The 25,482-nt window shown below is 56.8% G+C and carries 26 protein-coding genes; 8 read left to right on the forward strand and 18 right to left on the reverse strand.

Annotated features, from left to right (window positions below; all coding sequences use genetic code 11):
* Nucleotides 1–26 precede the first annotated feature (26 nt).
* Nucleotides 27–242, forward strand: coding sequence for a multiple antibiotic resistance protein MarB (gene marB / locus SK54_RS13030; RefSeq protein ID WP_015570538.1), 216 nt, complete (start codon nucleotides 27–29; stop codon nucleotides 240–242).
* A 38-nt stretch (nucleotides 243–280) separates the two neighbouring features.
* Here the strand turns inward: marB and eamA are convergent, their stop codons facing one another.
* Nucleotides 281–1,180, reverse strand: a complete 900-nt coding sequence (gene eamA / locus SK54_RS13035) for an O-acetylserine/cysteine exporter (RefSeq protein WP_017693436.1) — start codon at nucleotides 1,178–1,180, stop codon at nucleotides 281–283.
* A 193-nt stretch (nucleotides 1,181–1,373) separates the two neighbouring features.
* Here eamA and ydeE point away from each other — a divergent pair, with 193 nt between their 5' ends.
* Nucleotides 1,374–2,591: an efflux MFS transporter YdeE gene (gene ydeE / locus SK54_RS13040; RefSeq protein ID WP_048247391.1), complete on the forward strand. Its 1,218-nt coding sequence runs from the start codon at nucleotides 1,374–1,376 to the stop codon at nucleotides 2,589–2,591.
* A 46-nt stretch (nucleotides 2,592–2,637) separates the two neighbouring features.
* Here the strand turns inward: ydeE and zinT are convergent, their stop codons facing one another.
* The 8 genes from zinT to SK54_RS13080 all read right to left on the reverse strand — a co-directional run bounded on the left by zinT (nucleotide 2,638) and on the right by SK54_RS13080 (nucleotide 10,646).
* Nucleotides 2,638–3,276 (reverse strand): metal-binding protein ZinT, encoded by a 639-nt coding sequence (zinT, locus tag SK54_RS13045; RefSeq protein ID WP_048247393.1) that lies wholly within the window; start codon nucleotides 3,274–3,276, stop codon nucleotides 2,638–2,640.
* Between the two features lie 52 nt (nucleotides 3,277–3,328).
* Entirely contained in the window at nucleotides 3,329–4,027 is a 699-nt protein-coding gene (gene urtE / locus SK54_RS13050; protein ID WP_032103021.1) for an urea ABC transporter ATP-binding subunit UrtE, read from the reverse strand.
* Nucleotides 4,028–4,036: 9 nt separating this feature from the next.
* Entirely contained in the window at nucleotides 4,037–4,834 is a 798-nt protein-coding gene (gene urtD, locus SK54_RS13055) for an urea ABC transporter ATP-binding protein UrtD (protein WP_015570541.1), read from the reverse strand.
* Nucleotides 4,834–5,907, reverse strand: coding sequence for an urea ABC transporter permease subunit UrtC (urtC, locus tag SK54_RS13060; protein ID WP_015570542.1), 1,074 nt, complete (start codon nucleotides 5,905–5,907; stop codon nucleotides 4,834–4,836). Before urtC ends, urtD begins: the two co-directional genes overlap by 1 nt.
* Nucleotides 5,907–7,481: an urea ABC transporter permease subunit UrtB gene (gene urtB, locus SK54_RS13065; protein WP_015570543.1), complete on the reverse strand. Its 1,575-nt coding sequence runs from the start codon at nucleotides 7,479–7,481 to the stop codon at nucleotides 5,907–5,909. The genes urtC and urtB overlap by 1 nt, the downstream gene beginning before the upstream one ends.
* Before the next feature lie 22 nt (nucleotides 7,482–7,503).
* Nucleotides 7,504–8,775, reverse strand: a complete 1,272-nt coding sequence (gene urtA, locus SK54_RS13070) for an urea ABC transporter substrate-binding protein (protein WP_015570544.1) — start codon at nucleotides 8,773–8,775, stop codon at nucleotides 7,504–7,506.
* A 200-nt stretch (nucleotides 8,776–8,975) separates the two neighbouring features.
* Nucleotides 8,976–10,079 carry a cobalamin-independent methionine synthase II family protein gene (locus SK54_RS13075; protein WP_015570545.1) on the reverse strand — a complete coding sequence of 368 codons (1,104 nt, stop codon included), beginning with the start codon at nucleotides 10,077–10,079 and terminating at the stop codon, nucleotides 8,976–8,978.
* 156 nt (nucleotides 10,080–10,235) lie between these two features.
* Nucleotides 10,236–10,646 (reverse strand): rhodanese-like domain-containing protein, encoded by a 411-nt coding sequence (locus SK54_RS13080; protein WP_032103026.1) that lies wholly within the window; start codon nucleotides 10,644–10,646, stop codon nucleotides 10,236–10,238.
* Between the two features lie 73 nt (nucleotides 10,647–10,719).
* Between SK54_RS13080 and ftrA the strand changes: the two genes are divergently transcribed.
* Nucleotides 10,720–11,718: a transcriptional regulator FtrA gene (gene ftrA / locus SK54_RS13085; protein WP_048247395.1), complete on the forward strand. Its 999-nt coding sequence runs from the start codon at nucleotides 10,720–10,722 to the stop codon at nucleotides 11,716–11,718.
* A gap of 148 nt (nucleotides 11,719–11,866) precedes the next feature.
* Here ftrA and SK54_RS13090 read toward each other — a convergent pair whose 3' ends face one another.
* A complete protein-coding gene (locus tag SK54_RS13090) occupies nucleotides 11,867–12,229 on the reverse strand; it encodes a hypothetical protein (RefSeq protein ID WP_015570547.1) in 363 nt (120 codons plus the stop codon).
* A gap of 243 nt (nucleotides 12,230–12,472) precedes the next feature.
* On the opposite strand from SK54_RS13090, the gene SK54_RS13095 reads away from it, so the two are divergent.
* The gene (locus SK54_RS13095; protein ID WP_015570548.1) at nucleotides 12,473–12,706 is read left to right on the forward strand and encodes a DUF2554 family protein; all 234 of its coding nucleotides are present in this window, start codon (nucleotides 12,473–12,475) and stop codon (nucleotides 12,704–12,706) included.
* On the opposite strand, the gene SK54_RS13100 is transcribed toward SK54_RS13095, so the two are convergent.
* On the reverse strand, nucleotides 12,703–14,667 hold the full coding sequence (locus SK54_RS13100; protein WP_048247397.1) for a peptidase U32 family protein: 1,965 nt from the start codon (nucleotides 14,665–14,667) through the stop codon (nucleotides 12,703–12,705). The genes SK54_RS13095 and SK54_RS13100 overlap by 4 nt on opposite strands.
* A gap of 80 nt (nucleotides 14,668–14,747) precedes the next feature.
* A complete protein-coding gene (locus SK54_RS13105; protein ID WP_015570550.1) occupies nucleotides 14,748–15,275 on the reverse strand; it encodes a helix-turn-helix domain-containing protein in 528 nt (175 codons plus the stop codon).
* A gap of 92 nt (nucleotides 15,276–15,367) precedes the next feature.
* Here SK54_RS13105 and SK54_RS13110 point away from each other — a divergent pair, with 92 nt between their 5' ends.
* Entirely contained in the window at nucleotides 15,368–16,534 is a 1,167-nt protein-coding gene (locus tag SK54_RS13110) for a benzoate/H(+) symporter BenE family transporter (protein ID WP_039270769.1), read from the forward strand.
* Here the strand turns inward: SK54_RS13110 and SK54_RS13115 are convergent.
* Nucleotides 16,514–17,386 carry a helix-turn-helix domain-containing protein gene (locus SK54_RS13115; RefSeq protein WP_006810606.1) on the reverse strand — a complete coding sequence of 291 codons (873 nt, stop codon included), beginning with the start codon at nucleotides 17,384–17,386 and terminating at the stop codon, nucleotides 16,514–16,516. The two genes, SK54_RS13110 and SK54_RS13115, sit on opposite strands and share 21 nt — an antisense overlap.
* Before the next feature lie 175 nt (nucleotides 17,387–17,561).
* On the opposite strand from SK54_RS13115, the gene SK54_RS13120 reads away from it, so the two are divergent.
* The gene (locus tag SK54_RS13120) at nucleotides 17,562–18,458 is read left to right on the forward strand and encodes a DMT family transporter (RefSeq protein ID WP_023303719.1); all 897 of its coding nucleotides are present in this window, start codon (nucleotides 17,562–17,564) and stop codon (nucleotides 18,456–18,458) included.
* 34 nt (nucleotides 18,459–18,492) lie between these two features.
* Here the strand turns inward: SK54_RS13120 and SK54_RS13125 are convergent, their stop codons facing one another.
* Together SK54_RS13125 and SK54_RS13130 are read right to left on the reverse strand one after the other, a co-directional pair.
* On the reverse strand, nucleotides 18,493–19,167 hold the full coding sequence (locus tag SK54_RS13125) for a DUF3313 domain-containing protein (protein WP_003857221.1): 675 nt from the start codon (nucleotides 19,165–19,167) through the stop codon (nucleotides 18,493–18,495).
* A 134-nt stretch (nucleotides 19,168–19,301) separates the two neighbouring features.
* Nucleotides 19,302–20,897: an ABC transporter substrate-binding protein gene (locus tag SK54_RS13130; RefSeq protein WP_017693443.1), complete on the reverse strand. Its 1,596-nt coding sequence runs from the start codon at nucleotides 20,895–20,897 to the stop codon at nucleotides 19,302–19,304.
* A gap of 111 nt (nucleotides 20,898–21,008) precedes the next feature.
* Here SK54_RS13130 and pepT point away from each other — a divergent pair, with 111 nt between their 5' ends.
* A complete protein-coding gene (gene pepT, locus SK54_RS13135) occupies nucleotides 21,009–22,238 on the forward strand; it encodes a peptidase T (RefSeq protein WP_017693444.1) in 1,230 nt (409 codons plus the stop codon).
* On the opposite strand, the gene tehB is transcribed toward pepT, so the two are convergent.
* The gene (tehB, locus tag SK54_RS13140) at nucleotides 22,235–22,828 is read right to left on the reverse strand and encodes a tellurite resistance methyltransferase TehB (RefSeq protein WP_017693445.1); all 594 of its coding nucleotides are present in this window, start codon (nucleotides 22,826–22,828) and stop codon (nucleotides 22,235–22,237) included. The genes pepT and tehB overlap by 4 nt on opposite strands.
* The gene (gene tehA, locus SK54_RS13145; RefSeq protein WP_017693446.1) at nucleotides 22,828–23,823 is read right to left on the reverse strand and encodes a dicarboxylate transporter/tellurite-resistance protein TehA; all 996 of its coding nucleotides are present in this window, start codon (nucleotides 23,821–23,823) and stop codon (nucleotides 22,828–22,830) included. Before tehA ends, tehB begins: the two co-directional genes overlap by 1 nt.
* A gap of 121 nt (nucleotides 23,824–23,944) precedes the next feature.
* Here tehA and ydcK point away from each other — a divergent pair, with 121 nt between their 5' ends.
* Nucleotides 23,945–24,925, forward strand: coding sequence for a YdcK family protein (gene ydcK / locus SK54_RS13150; RefSeq protein ID WP_017693447.1), 981 nt, complete (start codon nucleotides 23,945–23,947; stop codon nucleotides 24,923–24,925).
* Here ydcK and rimL read toward each other — a convergent pair.
* On the reverse strand, nucleotides 24,920–25,459 hold the full coding sequence (gene rimL, locus SK54_RS13155) for a 50S ribosomal protein L7/L12-serine acetyltransferase (protein ID WP_017384000.1): 540 nt from the start codon (nucleotides 25,457–25,459) through the stop codon (nucleotides 24,920–24,922). The genes ydcK and rimL overlap by 6 nt on opposite strands.
* Nucleotides 25,460–25,482 lie beyond the last annotated feature (23 nt).

Consider the following 25,482-nt stretch of genomic DNA (forward strand, 5'->3'; position numbering starts at 1 on the left):
CCTGTTAAGACGTAACCGAGGAAATCATGAAATTTATCGCCTCCGCCGCCCTCACCTTGCTGGTGCTGGTTTCCGGCCAGAGCTTCGCGGAGCAAACCCCCAATGCGGGGCAGCAAAATAATCGTGACACCATGATTATGCCGTCCACGCAAAACCAGTCGCCCTGGGACTTCAATCACATGGGCGCTGGCAGCGACAAATCCGACGAATTAGGCGTGCCGTATTACAACCACGACCTGTAATTCGTTTTTGCCCCGCTAATGCGGGGCTTTTTTCTGCCTTAACCCCGCACCCGCGTTGCCCGACGCACCCGCAAGCCAAAGACGTTGATATACAGCCCGGCCATAATCAGCCCTGCGCCACACAGTTGCAGCGCGCTGAGCGTTTCATCCAGCAACAGTGCGGCGCTGGCAAGCCCGACCACCGGTACCAGCAGCGATAACGGCGCCACACGCCAGGTTTCATAGCGTCCGAGCAGCGATCCCCAGATACCATAGCCAATGATTGAGGCGACTAACGCCAGGTAGATCAGCGACAAAATCGTCGTCAGGTCGATCTCCACCAGGCTTTTCAACATCGCCTGCGGACCATCCAGAATAAACGACGCGGCCATAAACGGCACGATTGGGATCAATGCGCTCCAGACCACCAGCGATAAGACCGGCGGACGCGTCTCGTGCTGCATTATCAGTTTGTTAAAGATATTGCCGCACGCCCAGCTCAGCCCCGCCGCCAGGGTGAGCATAAAGCCTAGCAGCGCGACATGCTGACCGTTGAGGCTGCCTTCAATCAGCACCAGCACGCCAAAGACCGCAAGGCTAATGCCCGCCAGCTGCTTGCCCTGCAAGCGTTCGCCGAAGACAAATGCGCCGAGAATGATGGTAAAGAACGCCTGCACCTGAAGCACCAGCGAAGCCAGGCCCGCAGGCATACCGAATTTGATGGCGCAAAAAAGAAACGCAAACTGACCAAAGCTGATGGTAAGGCCGTAGCCCAGCAGCAGCTTAAGGGGAATTTTCGGGCGGGCAACGAACAGCAGCGCCGGGAAGGCCACCAGCAGGAAGCGCAGCCCCGCCAGCATCAGTGGAGGCATGTTGTGCAACCCCATTTTGATGACCACAAAATTGAGTCCCCACACCACGACAACCAGCAACGCTAACAGCCCGTCTTTCCGCGTCATTTTCCGCCCCTGAATTATTAAAATTTTGTAAACACTTCAAGGTAACAGAAAAAATAGCCCCGCGAGAAGATCATTAATTCTGGTACTGGAGAGAAGCACCTGCGGATAAATTGGGTGCTATACAAGCTGCCGATCCCATGATAATCCTGTAATAACACAACAAAAAAAGCATAAGCATTTGTCGGGCAGGAAAATGAAACCATCAATCAGGCGCTCAACCGCAGCGCTGCTGGCATCGTCATTGTTATTAACAATTGGCCGCGGGGCAACGCTGCCCTTTATGACCATATATCTCACACGCGTGTACGATATGAGCGTGGAGAATATTGGCTATGCCCTTACCGTGGCGTTGACCATTGGCGTGGTGTTTAGCCTGGGGTTTGGCATCCTGGCGGATAAGTTCGACAAAAAACGCTATATGCTGATCGCCATCGTAGCCTTTATCGCCGGGTTTGTGGCGATTCCGCTGATGAATAACGTGACGCTGGTGGTGCTGTTCTTTGCCCTGATTAACTGCGCCTATTCCGTCTTCTCAACGGTGCTGAAAGCATGGTTTGCCGACGTGCTGACCTCCAGCGAAAAGGCGCGCGTTTTCTCACTCAACTACAGTTTCCTGAACATTGGCTGGACGATCGGGCCGCCGATCGGCACCCTGCTGGTGATGTACAGCCTGCAACTGCCGTTCTGGCTGGCCGCCTTCTGTGCCGCACTGCCGCTCGGGTTTATCCATTTCTTTGTGCAGAAAAGCATAGCCTCAGACAGCCCTGAGGAGAAAATGCCGTGGCAGCCCTCGGTGCTGCTGAAAGACCGGGCGCTGTTCTGGTACACGCTCTCCGGCCTGCTGGCGTCGTATGTGGGTGGATCGTTCGCCACCTGCATTTCCCAGTATGTCCTCGCCGCACATGCGGACAGTGATTTCGCAGAAAAGGTGGTGGCCGTTGTGCTGCCCGTCAACGCGGCGGTGGTCGTCACCCTGCAATACGCGCTTGGACGTAAGATCACCGCCAGCAATATTCGTCCGTTAATGACCGCCGCGACGCTTTTTTTCATCCTCGGGCTGGGCGGGTTTATGCTTTCCGGCGAGAACCTGATTTACTGGGGGATCGCGGCGGCGATTTTCACCCTGGGTGAAATTATTTATGCACCGGGTGAATACATGCTGATCGACAATATCGCCCCGCCGGGCATGAAGGCGAGCTATTTCTCCGCCCAGGCGCTGGGCTGGCTCGGCGCGGCGGCGAACCCGATGATCACCGGGCTCATCCTGACCCATCTGCCGCACTGGTCATTATTTATCATTATGATGGCCGCCATCATTGCGGCCTGGCTGATGATACTGCGCGGGATGCGCGTGAAAAGTGAAGATAGCGTGTCGGGTGGCGCTGCGCTTACCCGACCGACAAAACCCTAATCGTAAGCCGGGTAAGGCGAAGCCGTCACCCGGCAAAACCAACACCCTAGTGGTGCAACATCTCCTCCACCACCTGCTCTTTGTACATCTCATTCGGGTAGTAGGTCGGCCAGTTATCCATCTCTTTCAGCAGCGCCTCGTGGGAGGTGTTGCCCATAAAGATATGGAAGTGAGAAGAGGCTTTCGGCCCGATGATATGGTCGCTGAACTGCACAAACTTAGGCGCCTGGCTCGCGTTATCCTTGCATTCAAACAGGTAGCGCACGCCTTTTTTCCCCGACGCATAGGTCAGAATTTTGTAGCCGCTGTAGTCGTAGCGGCAGCTGCTCACCGTTTTGCCTCGGTAAAATTCCATCACGTTGTTTTCAATGCCGATGGCGTCCACGTCCGTCGCGTACCCCTTGCGATAGTAGGTCTTCACCTCGGCAGCGGATTTTTCTCCCTTCTGCGCTTTCTTTTCGAAAACCGGATCCAGTGAACCATCAAGCAGGAACGGATAAACGGACTGCCAGGTCCCGTCCCAGTCAGACAGCTTCCTGTCCCTGACGTCTTTATCCTCAAAGACGCCGTTTGCCGCCTTCTGTTCCGCCTCTGTCATCTGATGACCGTGCGAATGGGCAAAAAGCGAGCCGCTTACCAGCAGCGTTCCCAGAGTCAGCGCAATTTTTGCAAGTTGTGCAGCCACAGCAAAATCCTCATTCCGTTTTATAAGAATGAGGATGTTATATTATAACATTTCAGATCGCAACCAGCCCGCGAACGCCCTCCTGCTCCATGTTCTCCCCGCGCCCCTGCTGGACGATGCTGCCGCGCGACATCACCAGATAGCTGTCGGCCAGCTCTGCCGCAAAATCATAAAACTGCTCCACCAGCAGGATGGCCATATCCCCCCGGTTCGCCAGGCTGCGGATCACCTGCCCAATCTCTTTAATCACCGACGGCTGAATACCTTCCGTGGGTTCATCCAGAATCAGTAACCGTGGACGGCTCGCCAGCGCGCGACCTATCGCCAGCTGCTGCTGCTGACCACCGGAAAGATCGCCTCCGCGTCGGTGCTTCATCTCCTTCAGCACCGGGAAAAGCTGCCAAATCTCCTCTGGTACGCTCCTTGCGTTTCCCGCGGAGAAGCGTGACAGCCCCATCAGCAGGTTTTCTTCTACGGTCAGACGCGGAAAAATCTCCCGCCCCTGCGGAACATAGGCCACGCCGGACTGCACCCGCTGGTGCGGTTTACTGTGAGTGATGCTCTTTCCCTGCCAGACCACCTCCCCGCCTTTCACCGGGATCAGCCCCATCAGGCACCTCAGCAGCGTGGTTTTGCCCACCCCGTTGCGCCCCAGCAGGCAGGTAACTTCCCCGACGACCGCCTCAAAGCTCACCCCGCGCAGAATATGACTTCCGCCGTAGTACTGATTCAGTTCGCTAACCTGTAACATCACCTCTCCTTAACGTCCCAGATAGACGTCAATTACCTGTTCATTGGCCTGTACCTCGCGAAGCGAACCTTCCGCCAGTACCCGCCCCTGATGCAGCACCGTGACGTGGTCGGCGATGGTCTCGACGAAACCCATATCGTGCTCAACCACCATCAGCGAATGCTTGCCTGCCAGGGTGCGGAACAGCTCGGCAGTGTATTCCGTCTCTGCGTCGGTCATACCGGCGGCGGGTTCGTCCAGCAGTAACAGGTGCGGGTCCTGCACCAGCAGCATGCCGATCTCCAGAAACTGCTTCTGTCCGTGGGAAAGCAGTCCGGCACGGCGATCGCGCTCGCTGCCAAGCCGCAGCAAAACCAGCATCTCATCAATGCGGTCGCGCTGCTCGCCGCTGAGCGTGGCCCGCAGGCTCGCCCAGACGGACCTGTCGGCTTTCATGGCGATTTCGAGGTTTTCCCCTACGGTCAGCGCTTCAAACACGGTCGGCTTCTGGAACTTACGGCCAATGCCCTGACGGGCGATGGCCGCCGGTTCCAGGGCAGTCAGATCGATGGACTGATCGTAAATAGCTTTCCCGCTTTTTGGCCGGGTTTTGCCGGTAATCACGTCCATCAGCGTGGTTTTACCGGCGCCATTAGGGCCAATGATGCAGCGCAATTCTCCGACGCCGATGTTCAGCGAGAGATCGGTCAACGCCTGAAAACCGTCGAAACTGACGTTAATGGCCTCGAGCTGCAACACCGGATCGGTCTGCTCGCGGTAACGGTCGCCCGGTAGCTGGCGGGTAAAGAGTCCTTCAGAGGGCTGCATTAATTCTCTCCCTTACGAAACAGACCGAACACGCCGCGCGGTAAAAACAGCGTCACGGCGATGAAAATCAGCCCCAGAAACAGCTGCCAGTACTCCGGCATCGCCACGGTGAAAAAGCTCTTCGCACCGTTGACCAGCGCCGCGCCAATCACCGGGCCCACCAGAGTGCCGCGTCCACCCAGCGCTACCCAGATGGCCGCTTCAATCGAGTTGGTCGGCGACATTTCACCCGGGTTGATAATGCCCACCTGCGGAACGTACAGCGCTCCCGCCAGGCCACACAGCACGGCGGAAAGCGTCCAGACCAGCAGCTTGAAACCGCGCGGATCGTAGCCGCAGAACGTGAGACGGTTTTCCGCATCGCGCACCGCCGTTAAAATGCGGCCAAATTTACTCTTCGCCAGCGCGTAGCCTGTGCCCAGGGCCAGAAGCAGCAGCACGACCGTTGCGAGAAACAGCGCGATCCGCGTGGTGGTCGCCGTGACGGAAAACCCGAGCAGCGTGGTAAAGCCGGTAAAGCCGTTATTGCCGCCAAAGCCGGTTTCGTTGCGAAAGAACAGCAGCATGCCCGCGTAGGTCAGCGCCTGGGTCATGATGGAGAAATAGACCCCTTTGATCTTCGAGCGAAAAGCAAACCAGCCGAAGACCAGCGCCAGCAGGCCGGGGATCGTCACAATTAACACCAGAGCCCATGCAAAATGCTGCGTTCCCCACCAGAACCAGGGCAGCTCGCTCCACGAGAGAAACGACATAAACGCGGGCAGCCCGTCCCCGGCCGCCTGGCGCATCAGGTACATGCCCATCGCATAGCCGCCCAGGGCGAAGAATATTCCGTGCCCCAGTGAGAGCATACCGGCATAGCCCCAGACCAGATCGAGGGCCACGGCGACAACTGCGTAGCAGAGGATCTTGCCGATGAGCGTCAACATCCACGTAGAAACGGCCAGCGGATGCGTTGCGGGCAACAGCGCGAGAAAAGGCAGCACCAGCAGCGCCGCAACCAGCAGACTGCCGAAGATTTGCGTGGAGCGCGGTGCCCTGCGCGCCAGTGTTAAGGTCAATGGCTGGCTCATCAGTCTGTCACCCTCCCTTTAAGTGCGAATAACCCCTGCGGACGTTTCTGAATAAACAGAATGATCGCCACCAGAATCAGGATTTTGCCCAGCACGGCGCCCATCTGCGGTTCAAGAATTTTATTGAAGATCCCCAGACCAAAGGCCGCCGCGACGCTACCGGCCAGCTGGCCGACGCCGCCGAGCACCACCACCAGGAACGAATCAATGATGTATCCCTGGCCCAGCTCCGGTCCCACGTTCCCCAGTTGGGACAATGCCACGCCGCCCAGCCCGGCAATGCCGGACCCGAGGCCAAACGCCAGCATATCTACCCGTCCGGTGGGGACGCCGCAGCAGGCCGCCATGCTGCGGTTTTGCGTCACCGCCCGCACGTTCAGCCCCAGACGCGTTTTATTCAGAATGAGCCAGGTGAAGAACAGCACCATCAGCACAAACCCGAGCACCACAATGCGGTTCCACGGTAGCGTCAGGTTGGCGAAAACCTGCACCCCGCCGGACAGCCAGGCCGGGTTTGCGACCTCAAGGTTCTGGGCGCCAAAGGTCATGCGCACCAGCTGGATAAGCATCAGGCTGATCCCCCAGGTGGCGAGCAGGGTTTCCAGCGGGCGGCCATACAGATGGCGGATCACCGTGCGCTCCAGCACCATCCCGATACCTGCCGTCAGGCAAAACGCCACCGGCAGCGCCACCACCGGATAAAGCGCCAGCCACTGAGGCATCCACTGCGCCATCACCTGCTGCACCATCCAGGTGGCATACGCCCCGAGCATCAGCATTTCGCCGTGGGCCATGTTAATCACCCCCAGCAGACCATAGGTGATAGCCAGCCCGAGCGCGGCCAGCAAGAGTACCGACCCCAACGACAGGCCCATGAAGGCCTGCCCCAGCAGTTCGCCCCACATCAGCCGGTGCTGAATACGGTCCAGGCTCTCAGCGGCGGCGGCACGTACCCGTGCGTCCGGCTCGGTTTGCGCCCGGGTGAACGGCGTCAGCGTGGCCTGAACGTCCGGATCGTCAGACTGTCCCAACAGTTCAACCGCGTTGAGGCGCGTTTCCGCCTGCGGACTCGCCAGCTGAAGATTTGCCAGCGCCAGCCTCAGCGACTGTCGGGTGACGTCATCCGTTTCGCGGTTAGCCCGCTGTTGCAGAAACCCGAGCATATCCGGCTGAGCGTCACGCTGAAGTTGCCGCGCGGCATGACGCCTTTCGGTGACACTGTCACTGACAAGCTGATGCGTCGCCAGCGCCGTGACGGTTAACACGCGCAGCCGGTTGGTCAGCCGCACGGCTTTGGTCGTTCCTTCGGCGCTCTTTGCCGCGCCCAGGGCAACCATTTCGCCGTCGATGCGGGTAAAAGCCTTCTTCTGGCTGTCGGTGTAGAGGTTCTCCTGTTGCAGCGCTTTAAGCAGCGGCAAACGTGCAGGTTCCGGCGTGGCTGCCCAGCGGGTCAGCATGGCGGTCTGCTGGCTGCGGCTAGCGGCAACGAAATCATCGGCATCCGATGCCTGCACCATCCCTGGCAGCAGTCCGGTAAGCCACACAATCGCAATAATTATGCGCATGGCGTTCATGACGTCTCTCCCTGGTGGTGGCTTAGTTGCTGGCGGTTTTCATCGGCTGGTCAGGTTTTTTGTCATTCCCGGCGATAAACGGGCTCCACGGCTGAGCGCGTACCGGCTGTTCGGTTTGCCAGACGACATTGAACTGGCCGTTGCCTTCGATTTCACCAATCATGACGGGCTTATGCAGGTGGTGGTTGGTGGCATCCATGGTCAGCGTAAAGCCGGACGGCGCGTTGAACGACTGGCCCGCCATTGCCGCGCGCACTTTGTCCACGTCGGTTGTCCCCGCTTTTTCAACCGCCTGCGCCCACATATGCAGGCCGACATAGGTCGCTTCCATCGGATCGTTGGTGACGACGGTATCGGCATTCGGCAGCTTATGGGCTTTCGCGTAGGCTTTGTAGGCCGCGACAAAGGTCTGGTTGGTCGGGTTATCGACGGATTCAAAGTAGTTCCACGCCGCCAGGTTACCCACCAGCGGTTTGGTATCAATGCCGCGCAGTTCTTCCTCGCCCACCGAGAACGCCACCACCGGCACGTCCGTGGCTTTCAGCCCCTGGTTCGCCAGCTCTTTATAGAAAGGCACGTTGGAATCACCGTTGATGGTTGAGACCACCGCCGTTTTACCGCCCGCGGAGAATTTCTTGATACTGGCGACGATGGTCTGGTAATCGCTATGACCAAACGGGGTGTAGACCTCTTCAATATCTTTATCTTCCACGCCTTTCGAGTGCAGGAAGGCGCGCAGGATCTTGTTCGTGGTGCGCGGGTAAACGTAGTCCGTTCCCAGCAGGAAGAAGCGTTTCGCGCTGCCGCCGTCCTCGCTCATCAGGTACTCCACCGCCGGGATCGCCTGCTGGTTTGGCGCCGCGCCGGTATAGAAGACGTTAGGTGACATCTCTTCACCTTCATACTGCACCGGATAGAACAGCAAACCGTTCAGCTCCTCAAAAACCGGCAGAACTGATTTACGCGATACGGAGGTCCAGCAGCCAAACACCACGGCGACCTTATCCTGGCTCAGAAGCTGGCGGGCCTTTTCGGCAAACAGCGGCCAGTTGGATGCCGGGTCAACCACCACCGGCTCCAGCTTTTTCCCGAGCACGCCGCCTTTGGCGTTGATTTCGTCGATGGTCATCAGGGCGACATCTTTCAGGGGCGTTTCTGAAATGGCCATCGTGCCGGAGAGAGAGTGCATGATCCCGACTTTAATGGTCTCTGCGGCCTGGACGCCAAAACTGACCCCCATGGCGACCACGGAGGCGGACAAGGCGAACGCTTTTATAAAGGTACGACGGTGCATATTTTCACTCCTGAAAAAGAAAGCTGTGCGAAGACGTCCGTTACCGCCCGGACGCAGAAAAAGTAACGTCAGTTTCAGGAGAGCAAAAAGGGTGCCAGGTTGCAGAGGCAGGATTTAAACGGGTTCGAAGAGAGGATCTACGGTAAACGACTCAGAATGGTACAGCGCTGCACTGTAATAATGCAGCGCTGTGAACGATGTTACCAGACGTCGCTGGCGATTTGCGTCACCAGGCGAACTTTATCCCACTGCTGGGCTTCGCTCAGGCTGTTACCCTCTTCCGTGGAGGCAAATCCGCACTGTGGGCTGAGGCAAATCTGCTCTTTCGCCACGTAGCGCGCGGCCTCTTCCAGACGCGCTTTCACCCCTTCCGGGTTCTCCAGTTCACCGTGCTTGGTGGTGATTAGCCCCAGAACCACCTGCTGTTTACCCGGGCGCACAAAACGCAGTGGCGCAAAGTCGCCGCTACGGTCGTTGTCGTACTCCAGGAAGAACGCGTCGACGTTCACCGTACCGAACAGCACCTCCGCCACCGGCTCATAGCCGCCTTCGGAAATCCAGGTTGAGCGGAAGTTGCCGCGGCAGACGTGTAGCCCGATGGTCAGATCGTCCGGTTTGCCCTCCAGCGCCTTATTCAGCACCCGGGCATAGGTTCGGGCAAGTTCGTCTGCATCATCACCGCGCTCGCGGATCTGCCGGCGCTGGTCTTCTGAACAAAGGTAGGCCCAGACGGTATCATCCAGTTGCAGATAGCGGCAGCCTGCATCGTAAAAGGCCCGAATGGCATCGCGCCAGGTGGTCGCCAGATCGTCAAAGTAATCTTTCAGATCCGGGTAGACCGTGGCATCAATATCCTTGCGGCCACCGCGGAAGTGCAGCACGCTCGGGCTCGGAATAGTCATCTTCGGCTGTGCGTTACCGCTGATGCTTTTGAGGTAGCGGAAATCTTCCAGCATAGGATGATCGCCGAAGCCCAGTTTGCCCGTTACGCGCACGCCATGGGCTTTGGTCTGCACCCCGTTGAACTGAATGCCCTGCTGCGAATCATAACGCTCTACGCCCTGTAGCCCGTCAAAGAAGTCAAAGTGCCACCAGGCGCGGCGGAATTCACCGTCCGTTACCACATGCAGACCGCAGGCGCACTGCTGCTCGACAACATGGCGAATGGCCTCGTCCTCAACCGCGCGAAGCTGACCGGCATCGATCTCACCGCTGGCAAATTGCAGACGGGCCTGTTTAACAGAATCCGGGCGTAAAAAACTGCCGACTACATCGGCGCGGTACGGGGCATGGTGTCGCTGCATGGAAATCTCCTCTGTCTGTCGGCGTTAATTGCCCACAGTGATAATTCATCTCTTGAATCTTTAGACTTCTGGATGTCTAAACGTCCTGAAAAGATGTCATACCGGCTCGCCGACGACAAACGAGAAAATTTCATCTGTGTTGAAATAAATTCATGTTCATAGGGTGGGTGATGAAGATCCTGCAAACGCGAACCGCTCATCTTCCCAGCCGGTGATGCCCCCGAGCATAATCTTGACCGGCAGACCCAGACGCGCCAGCTTCAGCGCCGCCCTGTCCGCCCCGTTGCAGTGCGGGCCTGCACAATAGACGACAAACAGCGTGCCCTCTGGCCACGCTTTCATCCGCTCGGCGGTGATCTGGCTCCAGGGTAAATGCAGCGCGCCGGGCAGATGCCGCCGGGCAAAATGTTCAGGTTTTCCGACAACGTGCAGCAGAACAAAGTCCTGCTCACCGCTGGATACCGCGTGATGGACATCGGCGCAGTCCGTCTCGACGCTCAGACGACGCAGAAAATGCCCCACGGCTTCCTGCGGCTCAGCAGCCGGAAATTCAGTAACATAGCTCATGAATCTTCCTCATTTGTGGTGTTTGTGTTAACACTACTCTATCCCTTAATTCAGCCCATGAATGCGTCCGCCTATGCCAGAAAACAGCAAAAAGATGACAAACTTAAGACATTCCTCGCCGCGCGCGGTCGTGCTGGCATATGACGGTTTATGTACCTTTGAGTTTGGCGTGGCGGTAGAAATATTTGGCTTGCCGCGCCCGGAGATGGGCGATGACTGGTATCAGTTCGCCGTGGCGAGCGTGGATGACGGCGAGCTCCGGGCAACGGGAGGGATCCGTATTCTGGCCGATGGCGATCTGCGTCTGCTGGAGACGGCGGATCTGGTTGTCGTACCCGGCTGGCGAGGGCTGGATGACCCCGTACCCGAAGCGCTCTGCCAGGCGCTCCGCGCGGCGCATGCCCGCGGCTGTCAGCTACTCTCGATCTGTTCTGGCGTTTTCGTTCTGGCAGCCTCAGGCCTGCTTGACGGGCGGAAGGCAACCACCCACTGGCGCTATACGCAAGCTCTGAAAACACGCTTTCCCGCCATCACCGTGGTCGACGATGTGCTGTACCAGGACGAAGGCGATATTCTCACTTCCGCAGGCAGCGCCGCGGGGATTGATCTGTGCCTGCACGTGGTGCGTCGGAATTACGGTATGGAGGCGGCAAACCGCGTGGCGCGTCGGCTGGTGATCCCACCCCATCGGGACGGCTCGCAAACCCAGCAGCTTAGCCGACCGGTGGCTCAGTTGCGGGAGAGCCAGCGCCTGGGCCAGCTGTTTGATTATCTTCACCAGCATCTGGCCGTTTCCCATACCGTCGAATCGCTGGCCCTGCGGGTGGGTATGAGTCAGCGCACCTTTCTGCGCCGTTTCCAGGACGCGACCGGAACAACGCCCGCGCGCTGGTTATTAACTGCACGATTGCAGCGGGCAAAAGATTACCTCGAAAACAGTCGGCTCAGCATCGACAATATTGCGGAACAAACCGGTTTTGGACAAAGCGGCACGCTGCGCCACCATTTCCGGCAGCAATTTGCGCTTTCGCCCGCGCAATATCGCAAACAATTTTCACAGCCGGTACGATAAACGGGCAAAAAAAAACCGCCATAATCTGGCGGTAAATGCTTGCATGGATAGATTTGTATTTTGGTATCTACGCTCCGGTATTCCATACCGGGATGTGGATCATCTGCAATCTACCACTGTGAGCCTCAACGAAGCATAAACGAATCGATTAACCCGCTTTGGTATTAATTTGCAGATAACGCATCAGCCCCTGCTCTGCACTCTGGCGGGCATCATCATTAATCGCTTCGAGATAAAACGCACGAGAGACCCCATACGGCGCCTGCTCGGATGGGTAAACGGCGAACTGGAAGGTTTTGCCCCTCGCCTTATTGGTACAGCCCAGCTCCCAGCGATCTTCACTTACCTGGGTGCTATTACATTCGACACGTCCGTAATCGCTGGTTAAATACGATCCGACACGGCTTTTTGCTGACTGAATATATTCTGGTTCTTCATTTGAATAGATGCTGGCCGCAGCACCCACCGCAACCACTACGCCCAGAAGTGATAGCACGATTATTTTTTTCATTTATTCGATCCAATCCTTAGCCAGAAAAATCTTATTGTAAATGATTTCCCAATAAATCTAGCTTCTCTTTGCATACCAGAAATGGGAGTTTACAACGGCGATATTGCTTTTAAGAATAGTCTTAAGTGAGTTTTATTGCGACCACAATTTTTGACAGTCTATTTTCTCAAATTTAAACAGTCGAATAATTACTCTATGAAATTATCCCTACGATGACCGTAGCGTATTTTCAGGGGATAAAGGATGTTCAGAAAAGAATTTTCGCTACTGCTGGTGATTAGCGCCCTGTTCTCAGGGCAGATTATGGCGGAGCACAAAGGGCATGAATTTGTGTATGTGAAAAACGCCGACCATCAGCTTCGTCATGAAGCTGACAGCGACGAGTTACGCAGCGCGGCTGAGGAGTCTGCGGAGGGGTTGCGCGAGCACCATGCCTGGCAGAAATCGCGCAAACCGGATACCCACTCTGCGGGTTAGCTGCCTTTACGCTTCGGCAGGGTCTTCATCAAATCGTCAGGGCAGACGGAGGCCACAATGCTTCCCGGAGGCGGCATTTTGAAGATGTGATTCTTCATCTTGCCGATAACGTGCATTTCACACGGACGGCAGTCAAACTTCAGCGTCAGCACTTCATCGCCATTCACCAGCTGCATCGGCGTCGCTTTCCAGCTTTTAATATTGCCTTTCGCCTGTTTCGGACAAAGGTTAAAGGCAAACCGCAGGCAGTGTTTGGTGATCATCACCGGCACATCGCCCTTCTCTTCATGCGCTTCATACGCGGCGTCAATCAGCTGCACGCCGTGACGATGGTAAAACGCACGCGCTTTGTGGTTGTAAACGTTCGCGAGGAACGAGAGATGCGTGTCCGGGTAGACCGGCGCAGGCACCGTTTCGGCCTTACGGCTGCCGCGCGGATAGTTTGCCAGCCGTGCTTCATCCAGCATCTCTGCCGTTTCACGGCGGAACTGGTTCAGCAGGCTGTTCGGCACGAACAGCGCGTCCGGCAGATTCACCTCAATATTGCGCGCGTAATAAATGGTCTGCCCCAGCTTCGCCACGCCATCCTTGAGGTTGCTAAGCGCTTTCTCCGCATTGTTCGCCACCTCGAACAGGCCGTCGAGCGTATGCGTCACGCTGATACCGTCTTCGCAGGTCATGGTCAGGATCAGCTGCTCTTCCCAGCCCCCCAGCGCGATATCCACCGCAATGCGGCGCTCGCTGGAGGTCTTGAGCAAGGCCTGCTGCCAGTTGTGATCCAGGTTACGGTTAAGCGCCGCATTAGGACGGGCTTTATAGAGATCGGCAGGCATTTCGTTCGGCCAGACGCGATAGCGATTTTCGCCGGTTTTCTCCACCGTATTGGCGCGGAAACCCACTACTTCACGTTTGATCATCACGTTGAGACCATCGCCGTTCGCCAGCGGCTCTGTAACCTGAACGTCAAGATGATCTTTCGCCACTTTCAGCACTTCACCCACCGGTAAACCGATAAACTTCGGTGAATCGAACGCGCCAATATCCCCTTTACGGGCATTCACGAAATAGTCCGTGCTGCCGCGGTGGAAGGTCTTGTCCGTCGACGGAATAAAGAAATGCTCTGTACGACCGGCGGACGCGCGCGCCAGGTCACCGCGATCGTCGATGATGGCATCCAGCATCTGACGATAATGGGCGGTGATATTTTTCACGTAGCTCATGTCCTTGTAGCGCCCTTCAATTTTGAAGGAGCGTACACCGGCATCGATCAGCGCGCCGAGGTTGGCCGTTTGATCGTTATCTTTCATCGACAGCAGGTGTTTTTCGAATGCCACCACGCGGCCCTGATCGTCTTTCAGGGTATACGGCAGACGGCAGGCCTGAGAGCAGTCGCCCCGGTTCGCGCTGCGCCCCGTCTGGGCGTGAGAGATATTACACTGCCCGGAATACGCCACACACAGCGCACCGTGGATAAAGAATTCAATGGTCGCGTCGGTCGCCTGGTGGATATCGCGGATCTGGTTCAGGTTCAGCTCGCGCGCCAGAACAATTTGCGTAAACCCGACGTCCGAAAGAAACTTCGCCTTCTCAACGGTGCGGATATCGCACTGGGTGCTGGCATGCAGCTCAATCGGCGGGATATCCAGTTCCAGAACGCCCATATCCTGAACGATCAGGGCGTCAACGCCGGTCTGATAGAGATCGGTAATAAGACGCTGCGCGGGCTCAAGCTCATCATCATGAAGAATGGTGTTCAGGGTCACGAACACCTTCGCCCCGAAACGGTGGGCGAACGGTACCAGCTCGGCAATGTCGCGCAGGCTGTTGCTGGCGTTATGACGGGCACCGAAGCCAGGGCCGCCAATGTAGACGGCATCTGCTCCGTGAAGAATGGCTTCACGGGCAATGGCGGCGTCGCGGGCCGGGCTTAGCAGTTCAAGATGATGGGAGTGCAGGCGCATACTTCGTCGTTATCCGTTATGGTCAAAATGGCGGCTATTGTAGTCAGAAGTCTGTGCCAGTGAAACCGTTTTGCGACGCTTTAGCGGGGATAATGGATCAGAGAGTGAAAATGCACCGTCCGGGCGCTGCTGTTGCGGTACGCGTGCGGTTTATCGCCGGCAAAACGCACGCCGGAATCAGCGTATAGCGTGCGCCAGACACCGTCGATCTGCATGTCCAGCTCACCGCTTATCACCACCACGTGCTCGATCACCCCGGCTTCGTGCGGCGTGGACTCACTCAGCGCGCCGGGCGAGAGAGTAATGGAGAAATGGTCGAACTTAAGCTGCTCATCCCAGGGGAAAAGCGGTTTCACCACCATCGCCTGCTGCTGCGGATCGAACACCGCCTGCGGTTCGCTTTCTGGAGTGATAAACGCCGAAAAAGGTACGTTCAGCCCGGTGGCAATTTTCCACAAGGTAGAGACCGTCGGGCTGGACTCATTGCGTTCGATTTGCCCAAGCATCGCTTTCGACACGCCCGTCTCTTCCGCCAGTTTCGACAGGCTCCAGCCCCGCGCCTGACGCAGCGCTTTCAGTGTGGTTGCCAGGTGTTGAGTGATATCCATAGTTCCTCCCGTTGCGGCAAAGCATACCACTTGTACGCTATAGCGCACAGTGATACCTTATCCCGGACGTTATAACGCACAACGGAGTATCCATGCGATCGACTGCCTCTCTCTTTCCTGCCGTGCTGGCCGGTTTTGTTGCCGTTCTGGTGGGCTATGCCAGCTCTGCCGCCATTATCTGGCAGGCGGCTGCGGCGGCTGGCGCCAGTACACAGCAAATTGCCGGATGGATGACCGCGCTAGGGCTCGGGATGGGGATCAGCACGCTGGCATTGTCGTGGTGGTATAAAGCCCCCGTGCTGACCGCCTGGTCGACTCCCGGCGCGGCGCTGCTCGCCACCAGCCTGCAAGGCGTGACGCTGGCGGAAACCATCGGGGTATTTATATTCGCGAATGCGCTGATTCTGCTGTGCGGCGTCACCGGCCTGTTTGCCCGGTTGATGAAACTAATCCCGCACTCGCTTGCCGCCGCTATGCTGGCGGGCGTGCTGTTACAGTTTGGCCTGAAGGCATTCAGCAATCTTGAGGGACACATTTTTCTTTGCGGCAGTATGCTGGCCGCCTGGCTGGTGACCAAAGCCGTAGCGCCCCGGTACGCCATTGTCGCCACGCTGCTGGTGGGCGTGTTCGTGGCATGGGCCGGAGGTGACGTTGTCACGAACAGGATGACGTTATCAGTCATCATGCCGGAATTCATTGCCCCTGCGTTCACCTTCACCAGCCTGCTCAGCATCGGCTTACCCTTCTTCCTGGTGACCATGGCGTCGCAGAATGCGCCCGGCTTCGCCACCATGCAGGCATCGGGCTATCCGCTGGCGGTCTCACCGCTGATCGTTGCCACCGGCGGGCTGGCACTGCTGTTGTCCCCCTTCGGCGTTTATTCTATATGCATCGCCGCCATCACTGCCGCCATCTGCCAGAGCCCGGACGCCCATCCGGATGCCAGTAAACGCTGGCTGGCCGCGGCGGCGGCAGGCGGGTTTTATCTGCTGGCGGGGGTGTTCGGCGGGTCGATTTCCGGGCTGATGGCCGCCCTGCCGCTGAGCGGCATCCAGACGCTGGCCGGGCTGGCCCTGCTCGGCACTATCAGCGGGAGTTTGTATCAGGCACTGAACCATGAAGCAGAACGCGACGCGGCGATCGTTACCTTCCTGATGACCGCCAGCGGCGTCACGCTCCTGGGAATTGGCTCCGCCTTCTGGGGGCTGGTGCTGGGTGGGATCTGTTACGCCGTCTTCTCACGCCTTCGCCGCGCGTAGCTGTGACGGCGTGATGCCGGTCATGCTGCGAAAACGGTTACTGAAATGGCTGGCGGAGTTAAATCCGCAGGCCAGCGCGATGTCGGTGAGCGGCGTGGTCGTGTGCTGTACCAGCGCTTTGGCCTTCTCCATGCGGCGCTGCATAACGTACTGATGCGGCGCCAGCCCCATCGACTGGCGGAACATCCGCGCAAAGTGATACTCACTGAGTGCGGCCTGGCCCGCCAGTTCCGCCAGGGTTAAGGGTTGTGCAAGGTTTTCCTCGATAAAGGCCAGCACGTTGCGCAGTACAAACGGTGATAACCCGCCGGTCACTACCGGCAGCTTCCACTGTACGCTGGAATAGTGCTGGACCAAATGCGTCAGCAATAAGGTCGACGCGGTGCTCAGGGTGAGCTGATTGGCGTTTTGCTGCCAGTCGCAGCCGAGCAAAAACTGGCGATAAAGGGCGGTGATTTTCGGATCGCTGCCGAAGATTTTTTCCTCCAGCGTCAGCGATAGCGGTCGTTTATCCCAGATTTTCTCCCCCACGTCCCGCAGGTGTTCATCGGTGCAGTAGAGGTGCACAAACGACAGGTCGTCACGAATATCCCACGTGGATTCGCTCTCTTCCGGCATCAGACAAAAACGGTCCGGCCCGCCACCATTTTTCCAGCCACCCGGCGTTTTTTGATAGCTTTCATAGCCATCCGCCACGTACAGGCTAAGGGTGTGATGGTTGCTTTTCACCGTGATCGTGTCGTGCTTGTTGTACCACGCCGCCAGTTGAATGCCAGTATTGAGCGCGACGGTTTCCCGTAGCACTGCATTTTGTTGGCGTAACGTTTCAAAGGTGTCGTAAACGAGAGACATGGCCGTAAACAGGTGATTAATCAGACTGTCAGTCTAAGAAGTGTTGCAGCCTGTTACCAGCCATTGTGCGAGAAAAAAGCGCAAGAATTTGCAAGTCCGGCGCAAGACGATGAAAGCCGGCCCCCCCCTTCTTTCGCCACAATGTCGTTTTTCGCGGTATGAGAAGAGAGACACCATGAACGCATTACTCTATGGGCTGGTCGTTGTGATCTGGGGCACGACCTGGATCGCCATTTTTTTACAACAGGGGCCGGTTGCAGCGCCGGTCTCCATTTTCTGGCGCTTCGCCGTGGCCAGCGCCACGATGATGATCGTCCTGGTCGCCCTTCGCCGCCTGCGCAGGCTGGCGCTGCGGGATCATCTCTACTGCATGCTTCAGGGCTGCTGCGTTTTCTGTTTCAACTTCTGGTGCTTTTACACCGCCGCCGCCCATATCAATACCGGCCTTGAGTCGGTGATTTTCTCGATGGCCGTGCTGTATAACGCCATCAACAGCTTTATCTTCTTCGGCCAGCGCCCACCCGCACGCTTCTGGACGGCGGCAGCGCTGGGGCTTATCGGGATCATTACCCTTTTCTGGAACGATCTGCTCGCCAGCGGCTGGAGCGCGTCGTTGCTTACGGGCATCGGGCTTTCCGCCCTCGGCACCTACGGCTTCTCGCTGGGGAATATGATCAGCATGCGTCATCAGCGAAACGGGCTGGAAACTATGACCACCAACGCCTGGGCGATGCTGTACGGCACCGTCGTGATGGGCCTTATCGCGCTCTTCAGGGGCGATAGCTTTATGCCGGAATGGACGGTGAGCTATATGGGGGCGCTGCTCTATCTTGCGCTGTTTGGCTCGGTGATTGCCTTCGGCGCCTACTTTACGCTGGTAGGCCGCATTGGTCCCGGTAAAGCCGCGTACAGCACCCTGCTGTTCCCGCTGGTGGCGCTGTCGATTTCAACGGTGTACGAGGGTTACGTGTGGCATCTCAACGGGATCGTCGGCCTGCTGTTGATACTGGGCGGGAATATGGTGATGTTTACGAAGCCGGAAACCTGGTTCCGCCGCCTGCGGACGGCATAAAAAAACGGCCTGCGAAAATGCAGGCCATTTTTTATTAATTTGCTGTCTGATGAACATCAAACATGGTGGCATCCGTCGCCATGTCATCCACAACCTGCTTCAGGGTGCCGAAGCCCATTGGCGTATTCTCGTTCGCCAGCTCTTTCCCTTCACCCTTACGAACAACCTTAATCACTGGTTTGTTCGTGGCCGCATCGATTAACTCACCTTCGAAGAACAGATGCGTATCCATGGTACGATGGCCCGTTGCCATCTGCGTACCCGCAACCAGCAGCGCCACAGGCACCACTTCATAGAACTGCAAACCTTCTTTGTCTGAGCTCACACCCGTGATGGCGCCGCGGAAGATCAGGCTATGTTTGCCCGGCGTCGTCACAATCGGCTTACGCTGGCCAATCGCGGTTTTCAGTTTGGTATTGGTATAATTCAACAGCTCATCAAGCGTTTTTTGCCCAAGCTGAGTGGTCGGTTTTGGCGTCGGATAATAGGTTATCGGCGTCCAGATAATGCTGTCGTAATTCGCCTCATTATAGGACGGGTCAACCCAACGCAGGGTTGGCTTCCCGGTTGCAGATTTCATCTCCTGCAAGCCGGAGTAATCTTTTAAAAAGCCTGAATATTGATCGGGGGCTGCGACTTTTGACGCACAGCCGGAAAGGGCCAACAGACCAGAAAGCACTGCAACTTTAAAAAAAGTGTGAGTACGCATGATGGTATTCCATGTTATCTGCAAGTATGCACTTGAAGTTATAACAAAAAACCGGGCGATGTGTTGTGGCAAAAAATGACGAAGACAGCACAAATAGCGAAAAAACTGCCCGACCGAAACCGGGCAGTGAAAAATTACTCCTTCAGGTCCACTTGCCAGAACAGGTGCTTGCCGAAGGGATCGATTTCATAGCCCGTGACCTCTTTACGGACTGGCTCAAAAATCGTCGAGTGGGCAATCATTACCGCCGGCATTTGATCGTGCATCATCTGCTGCGCCTGCTTGTACAGCGCCACGCGTTTTTCGCGATCGGTTATCGATTTAGCTTCGGCAATCAGGTTATCAAACGGCTTATAGCACCATTTGGCCGAGTTCGACCCGCCGTTGGCGGACGTACAGGTAAACAGCGGGCCGAAGAAGTTATCCGGATCGCCCGTCGCCGTTGTCCAGCCCATCAGTGCGGCCTGATGCTCCCCGCCCTTCACGCGCTTCAGGTATTCGCCCCATTCGTAGGTCACGATTTTGGTCTGCACGCCCACTTTCGCCCAGTCCGCCTGGATCATCTCCGCCATACGCTTCGCGTTCGGGTTATACGGCCGCTGCACGGGCATGGCCCACAGATCGATGCTTACGCCGTTGGCAAATCCCGCCTCCTTTAGCAGCGCTTTCGCTTTTTCTGGATCGTAATCATAGTCTTTCAGCTCGCTGTCGGCACTCCAGACGCCAGGCGGCAGCAGGTTTTTCGCCGCCGTGCCGGTGCCGTGGAACACCGCCTCAATGATGGCGGGTTTGTTAATCGCCATCGCCAGCGCCTGACGCACTTTTACGTTATCCAGCGGTGGCTTTTGCGTGTTAAACGCCAGGAAACCGGTATTCAGACCGGCCTTGCTCATCAGGTTGATGTCTTTGTTAGCCTTCATACGCGGCAGGTCCGCCGGGTTCGGGAACGGCATCACCTGGCACTCATTCTTCTCGACTTTGGCAAAACGCACCGAGGCGTCCGGCGTGATGGTGAACACCAGACGATCCAGCTTCGATTTTCCCTGCCAGTAGTCAGGGAAAGCGGTGAAGAGGATGCGGGAATCCTTCTGATATTGCGCCAGCTTAAACGGCCCGGTGCCAATCGGCTGCATATCGACCTTTTCTGGCGTGCCCGCTTTCAGCATGGCATCGGCATACTCCGCCGACAGAATGGAGGCAAAGTACCACGCCAGGTCAGCGACAAACGGCGCTTCCGGATGCGCCAGGGTGAAGCGCACGGTGCGATCGTCAACTTTATCAATGGCGGTAATCAGGCTGCCGAACTCCAGACTTTCGAAGTTGGAATAACTGCCGTTGGAGACGTTATGGTAGGGATGATTCACATCCTTCTGGCGCATAAACGAGAAAATCACGTCGTCCGCGTTGAAGTCGCGCGTCGGCGTGAACAGCTTATTACTGTGGAATTTCACCCCTTTTCGCAGGTGGAAGGTGTAGATCTTGCCATCCTCGCTGACCTCCCAGCTTTCCGCCAGGCTCGGCACCAGTTCGGTAGTGCCCGGTTTGAAATCGACCAGACGGTTATAAACCGGTACGGCGCTGGCGTCCACGCTGGTCCCCGACGTATAGAGCTGAGGATTGAAATTTTCCGGCGATCCTTCGGAGCAATACACCAGCGTTTTTGCCGCGACGGTGGAACTGACCGTCAGCGCAGCAAGCGCCAGCGTTATCATTGTGAATGTGCTTTTCATCATTTATTCCTGTCTTTTTAATTCGACGGCTAATTACTTCTTTTGCCATTTCATAAATAACATTAAAGTGATGGCGCAAACACATGAAAAATAAATACAGAAGGAAACACTATGGGCTCAGAACTCTCCAGACAATTAACCCAACGCTTTTTCCGCTATCTCGCCATCACCAGCCAGAGCGACCCGAAAGTCAAAACCCTGCCCTCCACTCCGGGCCAGCACGACATGGCGCGGGAGCTGGCGAAGGAGCTGAAAACGCTGGGGTTAGATGATATTGTGATAGATGAGTTCGCCACCGTTACCGCCGTGAAAAAAGGCAATGTTCCCGGCGCGCCGCGGATTGGTTTTATTACCCATATCGACACCGTCGACGTCGGTTTATCCCCGGATATTCATCCACAAATATTAACGTTTACGGGGGATGATCTCTGCCTGAATAAAGAGAAAGATATTTGGCTGCGCGTAAATGAGCACCCGGAAATTCTGGCTTATCCTGATGAGGAGATTATTTTCAGCGACGGAACCAGCGTATTAGGCGCAGATAATAAAGCGGCCGTCACCGTGGTCATGACGGTGCTGGAAAACCTTACCGCTGAACATAAGCATGGCGATATTGTGGTGGCGTTTGTGCCCGATGAAGAGATTGGCCTGTGTGGCGCGAAAGCGCTGGATTTGAAGCGCTTCGACGTCGATTTTGCCTGGACCATCGACTGCTGCGAGCTGGGGGAGATTGTTTACGAGAACTTTAACGCGGCGGCGGCTGAAATTCGCTTTACCGGCGTCACGGCTCACCCGATGTCCGCCAAAGGGGTGCTGGTCAATCCGCTGCTGATGGCAACGGATTTCATCAGCCATTTCGATCGCCGGCAAACCCCGGAATGCACCGAGGGGCGCGAAGGTTATATCTGGTTTAACGGCATCCAGGCCGGGCAGAACGAAGCGATACTGAAAGCCAATATTCGTGATTTTGACAAAGATGGTTTCGCCGCCCGCAAGCAGCACATTGCCGATGTGGCGGCGCAAATAGCCGCGCAGCATCCCACGGCAAACGTGGAATACCGCATTGAGGATACCTACAGCAATATCAGCAATGCGATTGGCGAAGACCGCCGCGCGATCGACCTGATGTTCGAGGCGATGGAATCGCTCGGCATCACCCCAAAACCGATCCCCATGCGCGGTGGCACGGATGGAGCGGCCCTGTCAGCCAAAGGCCTGCTCACCCCGAACTTCTTCACCGGCGCCCATAACTTCCACTCGAAGTTTGAGTTTTTACCGCTGTCGTCGTTCGAGGCCTCCTGTCGCACGGCCCTGCAACTCTGTCTGCTGGCCGCGCGTTAAGCGGGCTTGCGTGCGAGCATGGTAGCGAAGCGCAGCTTGATACGGTTCCCGTTGGCATCGGTACGGTGGAGTTCCCCTACCTCTTCGTTGTACTTGATCAGCTCCCAGCCTTCGTAGTAGTTGCTCAGTTCACCGGTTTTGAAGGCAAACGGGAAGCCGACTGTGCACGGATAATCCTCCGTATCCATGGCAGCAACGATCAGGTTATAGCCGCCTGGTCTGGTGCAACGCTGCATATTGGCGATAAGACCAGGGATGGTATTCGTTTCGAGGAACATCAATACGACGGTGGAAAGAATAAAATCATATTCGCCGTCAAAGGTCAGGTTGTTCAGATCCTTAATCGCCGTTTGCAGATTCGCGATCCCTTCCGCCGCCTTAATGCGCTCAATGTTATCGATGCTCATCGGGTTTTTATCCCACGCCGTCACGTCATAGCCATTGGCAGCGAGGTAGAGGCTGTTACGGCCATTTCCGCAACCGAGATCGAGCGTTTTACCGGGCTTAACAATGTCCGCGCTGAGCAGCACCTCTGAGTGCGTGCGAGTCAGCCCATATTTCTCAGTAAAGTAGTTTTCATCGACAGTCATTATTTTTCCTCAGATTGCATAAGCAGTGCCTTATCAGCGCGCACCAGAAGTTTGCCCTGCATCAGCAAGATAAAAGTACGGACCAGCAGCATCGCGATGATGACGTTGGTGAAAATAAACAGGGGAACCGCGAGGGCATGAAAGAGCCCTGACGGACTGCTCTGCCCAAGATGTAAACCGGTGGTCGCCAGCGCCGACACCCCGAACGAGAAGCTCCAGAACGACGCGTTGAACGGCTGCGACAGATACCACGGCATCAGACGCAGCATAAACAGGAGTTGCAACAGGCCATAGCCGAATAGCATTTTAGCGAAGGTGTCCGCTTCGCCGCCGTTGACGCTAAACCAGGCGCTACAGGCCACCAGGGCAGGCGCAAGCTGGATCCCGAGCGAGGTACGAAGGGCAGCGGGCAGTTCGCCCGCGCTGCGCAGGCGTTGCAAAATGACCGGCTCCAGGCTCAGCCAGGAAAAGACCCCGGCACCAAGGAACACCAGCCCCGCGTCGTGGAAGCCTAGCGCACCGCAGGCCATCGCGCTGATAAAATTGTTCGCTACCGTCGGCAGATACAGTCCCGGCGTCGTGGCTTCTTCCGGATGCTTGCCGCGCCACAGCCCGGCGCTTTGCCAGGCGGCATACGCAAGCTGGATCACCACGCCCACGCCAAACAACCCCAGCGCCACCGGGCGATACCACGGCACAAAACCGATGGCCACCAGCAGCGTGGTGGCAGGAAACAGGCTGACAAAACTGCTCATTACCGGATGCCGCATCTCGGCCAGCACGCTATGTGGAAACCGTACCGCACGGGTAAGAAACGCCATGCTCAGAAGCAACCAGATCGCCACCGCCAGCGCCACCAGAATCTCGCCCGGCCAGCGCGTCACCGGCCAGATGGTGCTGGCATAACGCCAGGCGAACCCCATGCCTATGGTCCCGAGAACCATACCGAAATACCCGGCGGGCAAGTTAAGAACGCTTTGGTTTTGGTTATGCATTTTTTTTAAACTTTAAAATGTATTTTAAATGCCATTTTAAGGGGTTTCTTGAGTGGACGCCAGCACTTCGAAAAACCAAAACTTTGCTACGTTTATTGAAAGGCTTTTCAGGGATAACACGATGACAAAATATCGGCTTAGCAATGAAACGCGTCTCTGGCGCTGGCAGGACGGATCAACGCCGTGCACAACGCCTCTCAGACAAATTATTGCCGTGAAGGATTTTAACGATGTGACCAGCGGGACTAAAGGCGGTTGGGTTGAGGATGAACACGCGCTCGCCCAGGATGGGGATTGCTGGGTTTACGATGAAAACAGCGTGGTGTTTGCCGGGGCCAGGATATCCGGTAACGCCCGCCTCACCCAACCCTGCATCGTAAGCCACCACGCACACGTGGGCGGCAACGGCTGGCTTGACGCGGCAGAGGTGAGTCACGAGGCGGTAATAAGTGACAACGTCACCGTTCAGCACTCCACCGTTCGCGGGGAATGCCGTATCGCGGGTGACGCGCGGGTGCTGCATAACAGCCTGGTGATTGCAGCCAAAGGGCTGACACCCGACCGTGAGCAGATCCTGCAAATTTATGACCGAGCCACGGTCAGCCAGTCGCGTATTGTGCATCAGGCGCAAATCTTCGGCGATGCCATGGTGACCTGGGCCTTTGTTGAGCACCGCGCCGAGGTGTTCGATCGCGCCATTCTTGAGGGCAACGCGCTGAATAACGTCTGGGTGTGCGACTGCGCCAAAGTGTACGGCAACGCCCGTCTGCTGGCCGGTCTGGAAGATGATGCCATCCCGACCGTGCGGTACAGTTCACAGGTCGCGGAAAACGCCCTCGTCGAAGGCAACTGCGTCATTAAACACCACGTATTAATAGGCGGCGAGGCGTGGTTACGCGGCGGGCCGATCCTGATTGACGACAAGGTGGTCATTCAGGGGCGGGCGCGTATCAGCGGCGATGTCCTGATTGAGCATCAGGTGGAAATAACGGACGATGCGGTTATCGAGGCGCTGGAGGGAGATAGCATTCACGTCCGGGGAGCCAAAGTGATCAACGGCGACACGCGGATCACCCGGACGCCGCTGCTGGGGGCGCTATAGCGGGAAGATTCTGGCGTACAGGTTCACGTCATCGTAACGCCCGTTGAGCATTTCCGCTTCCCGCAAACAACCTTCCAGCGTGAAACCGTTGCGCTGCGCCACCCGGTTACTGCTCTGGTTATCCACGCGACACTTGATCACAAAACGGCGGATCTCGCCGCGCTCAACGTAATAGCGCATAAACGCCTGGAGCGCCTGAGAAAGTATTCCCTGCCCCTGATGCGCTTCGTCGAGCCAGTAGCCGATATACCCGGCCTTATTCGCAGGCTCGATCGCGTTGAAGGAGAGCACGCCTATCAGCTCGTCATTCATAAAAATCAGGAACATTTTGGCGTAACCGCGCTGGTGCAACATCTGGTTGCTCTGCACGTTGCGGCGCGTGTCCTCTTCGCTGCCGACATGCTGCGCCCAGTCAAAGGCGGTTTGCAGCCAGGTTTTGTTTTTGATTACGAGGTTATGCAGATCGGTGGTATAGCGCTCTTCGACGGCGCGAAGCTCGATTTCCTGGTTAACGGGGATGATTTCTGAAGACATGGTGCCTCTTAATTGCCGGGTGG

It is taken from the genome of Enterobacter sp. MGH120 (assembly GCF_001037725.1).
In the GTDB taxonomy this organism is placed as follows: domain Bacteria; phylum Pseudomonadota; class Gammaproteobacteria; order Enterobacterales; family Enterobacteriaceae; genus Enterobacter; species Enterobacter hormaechei_C.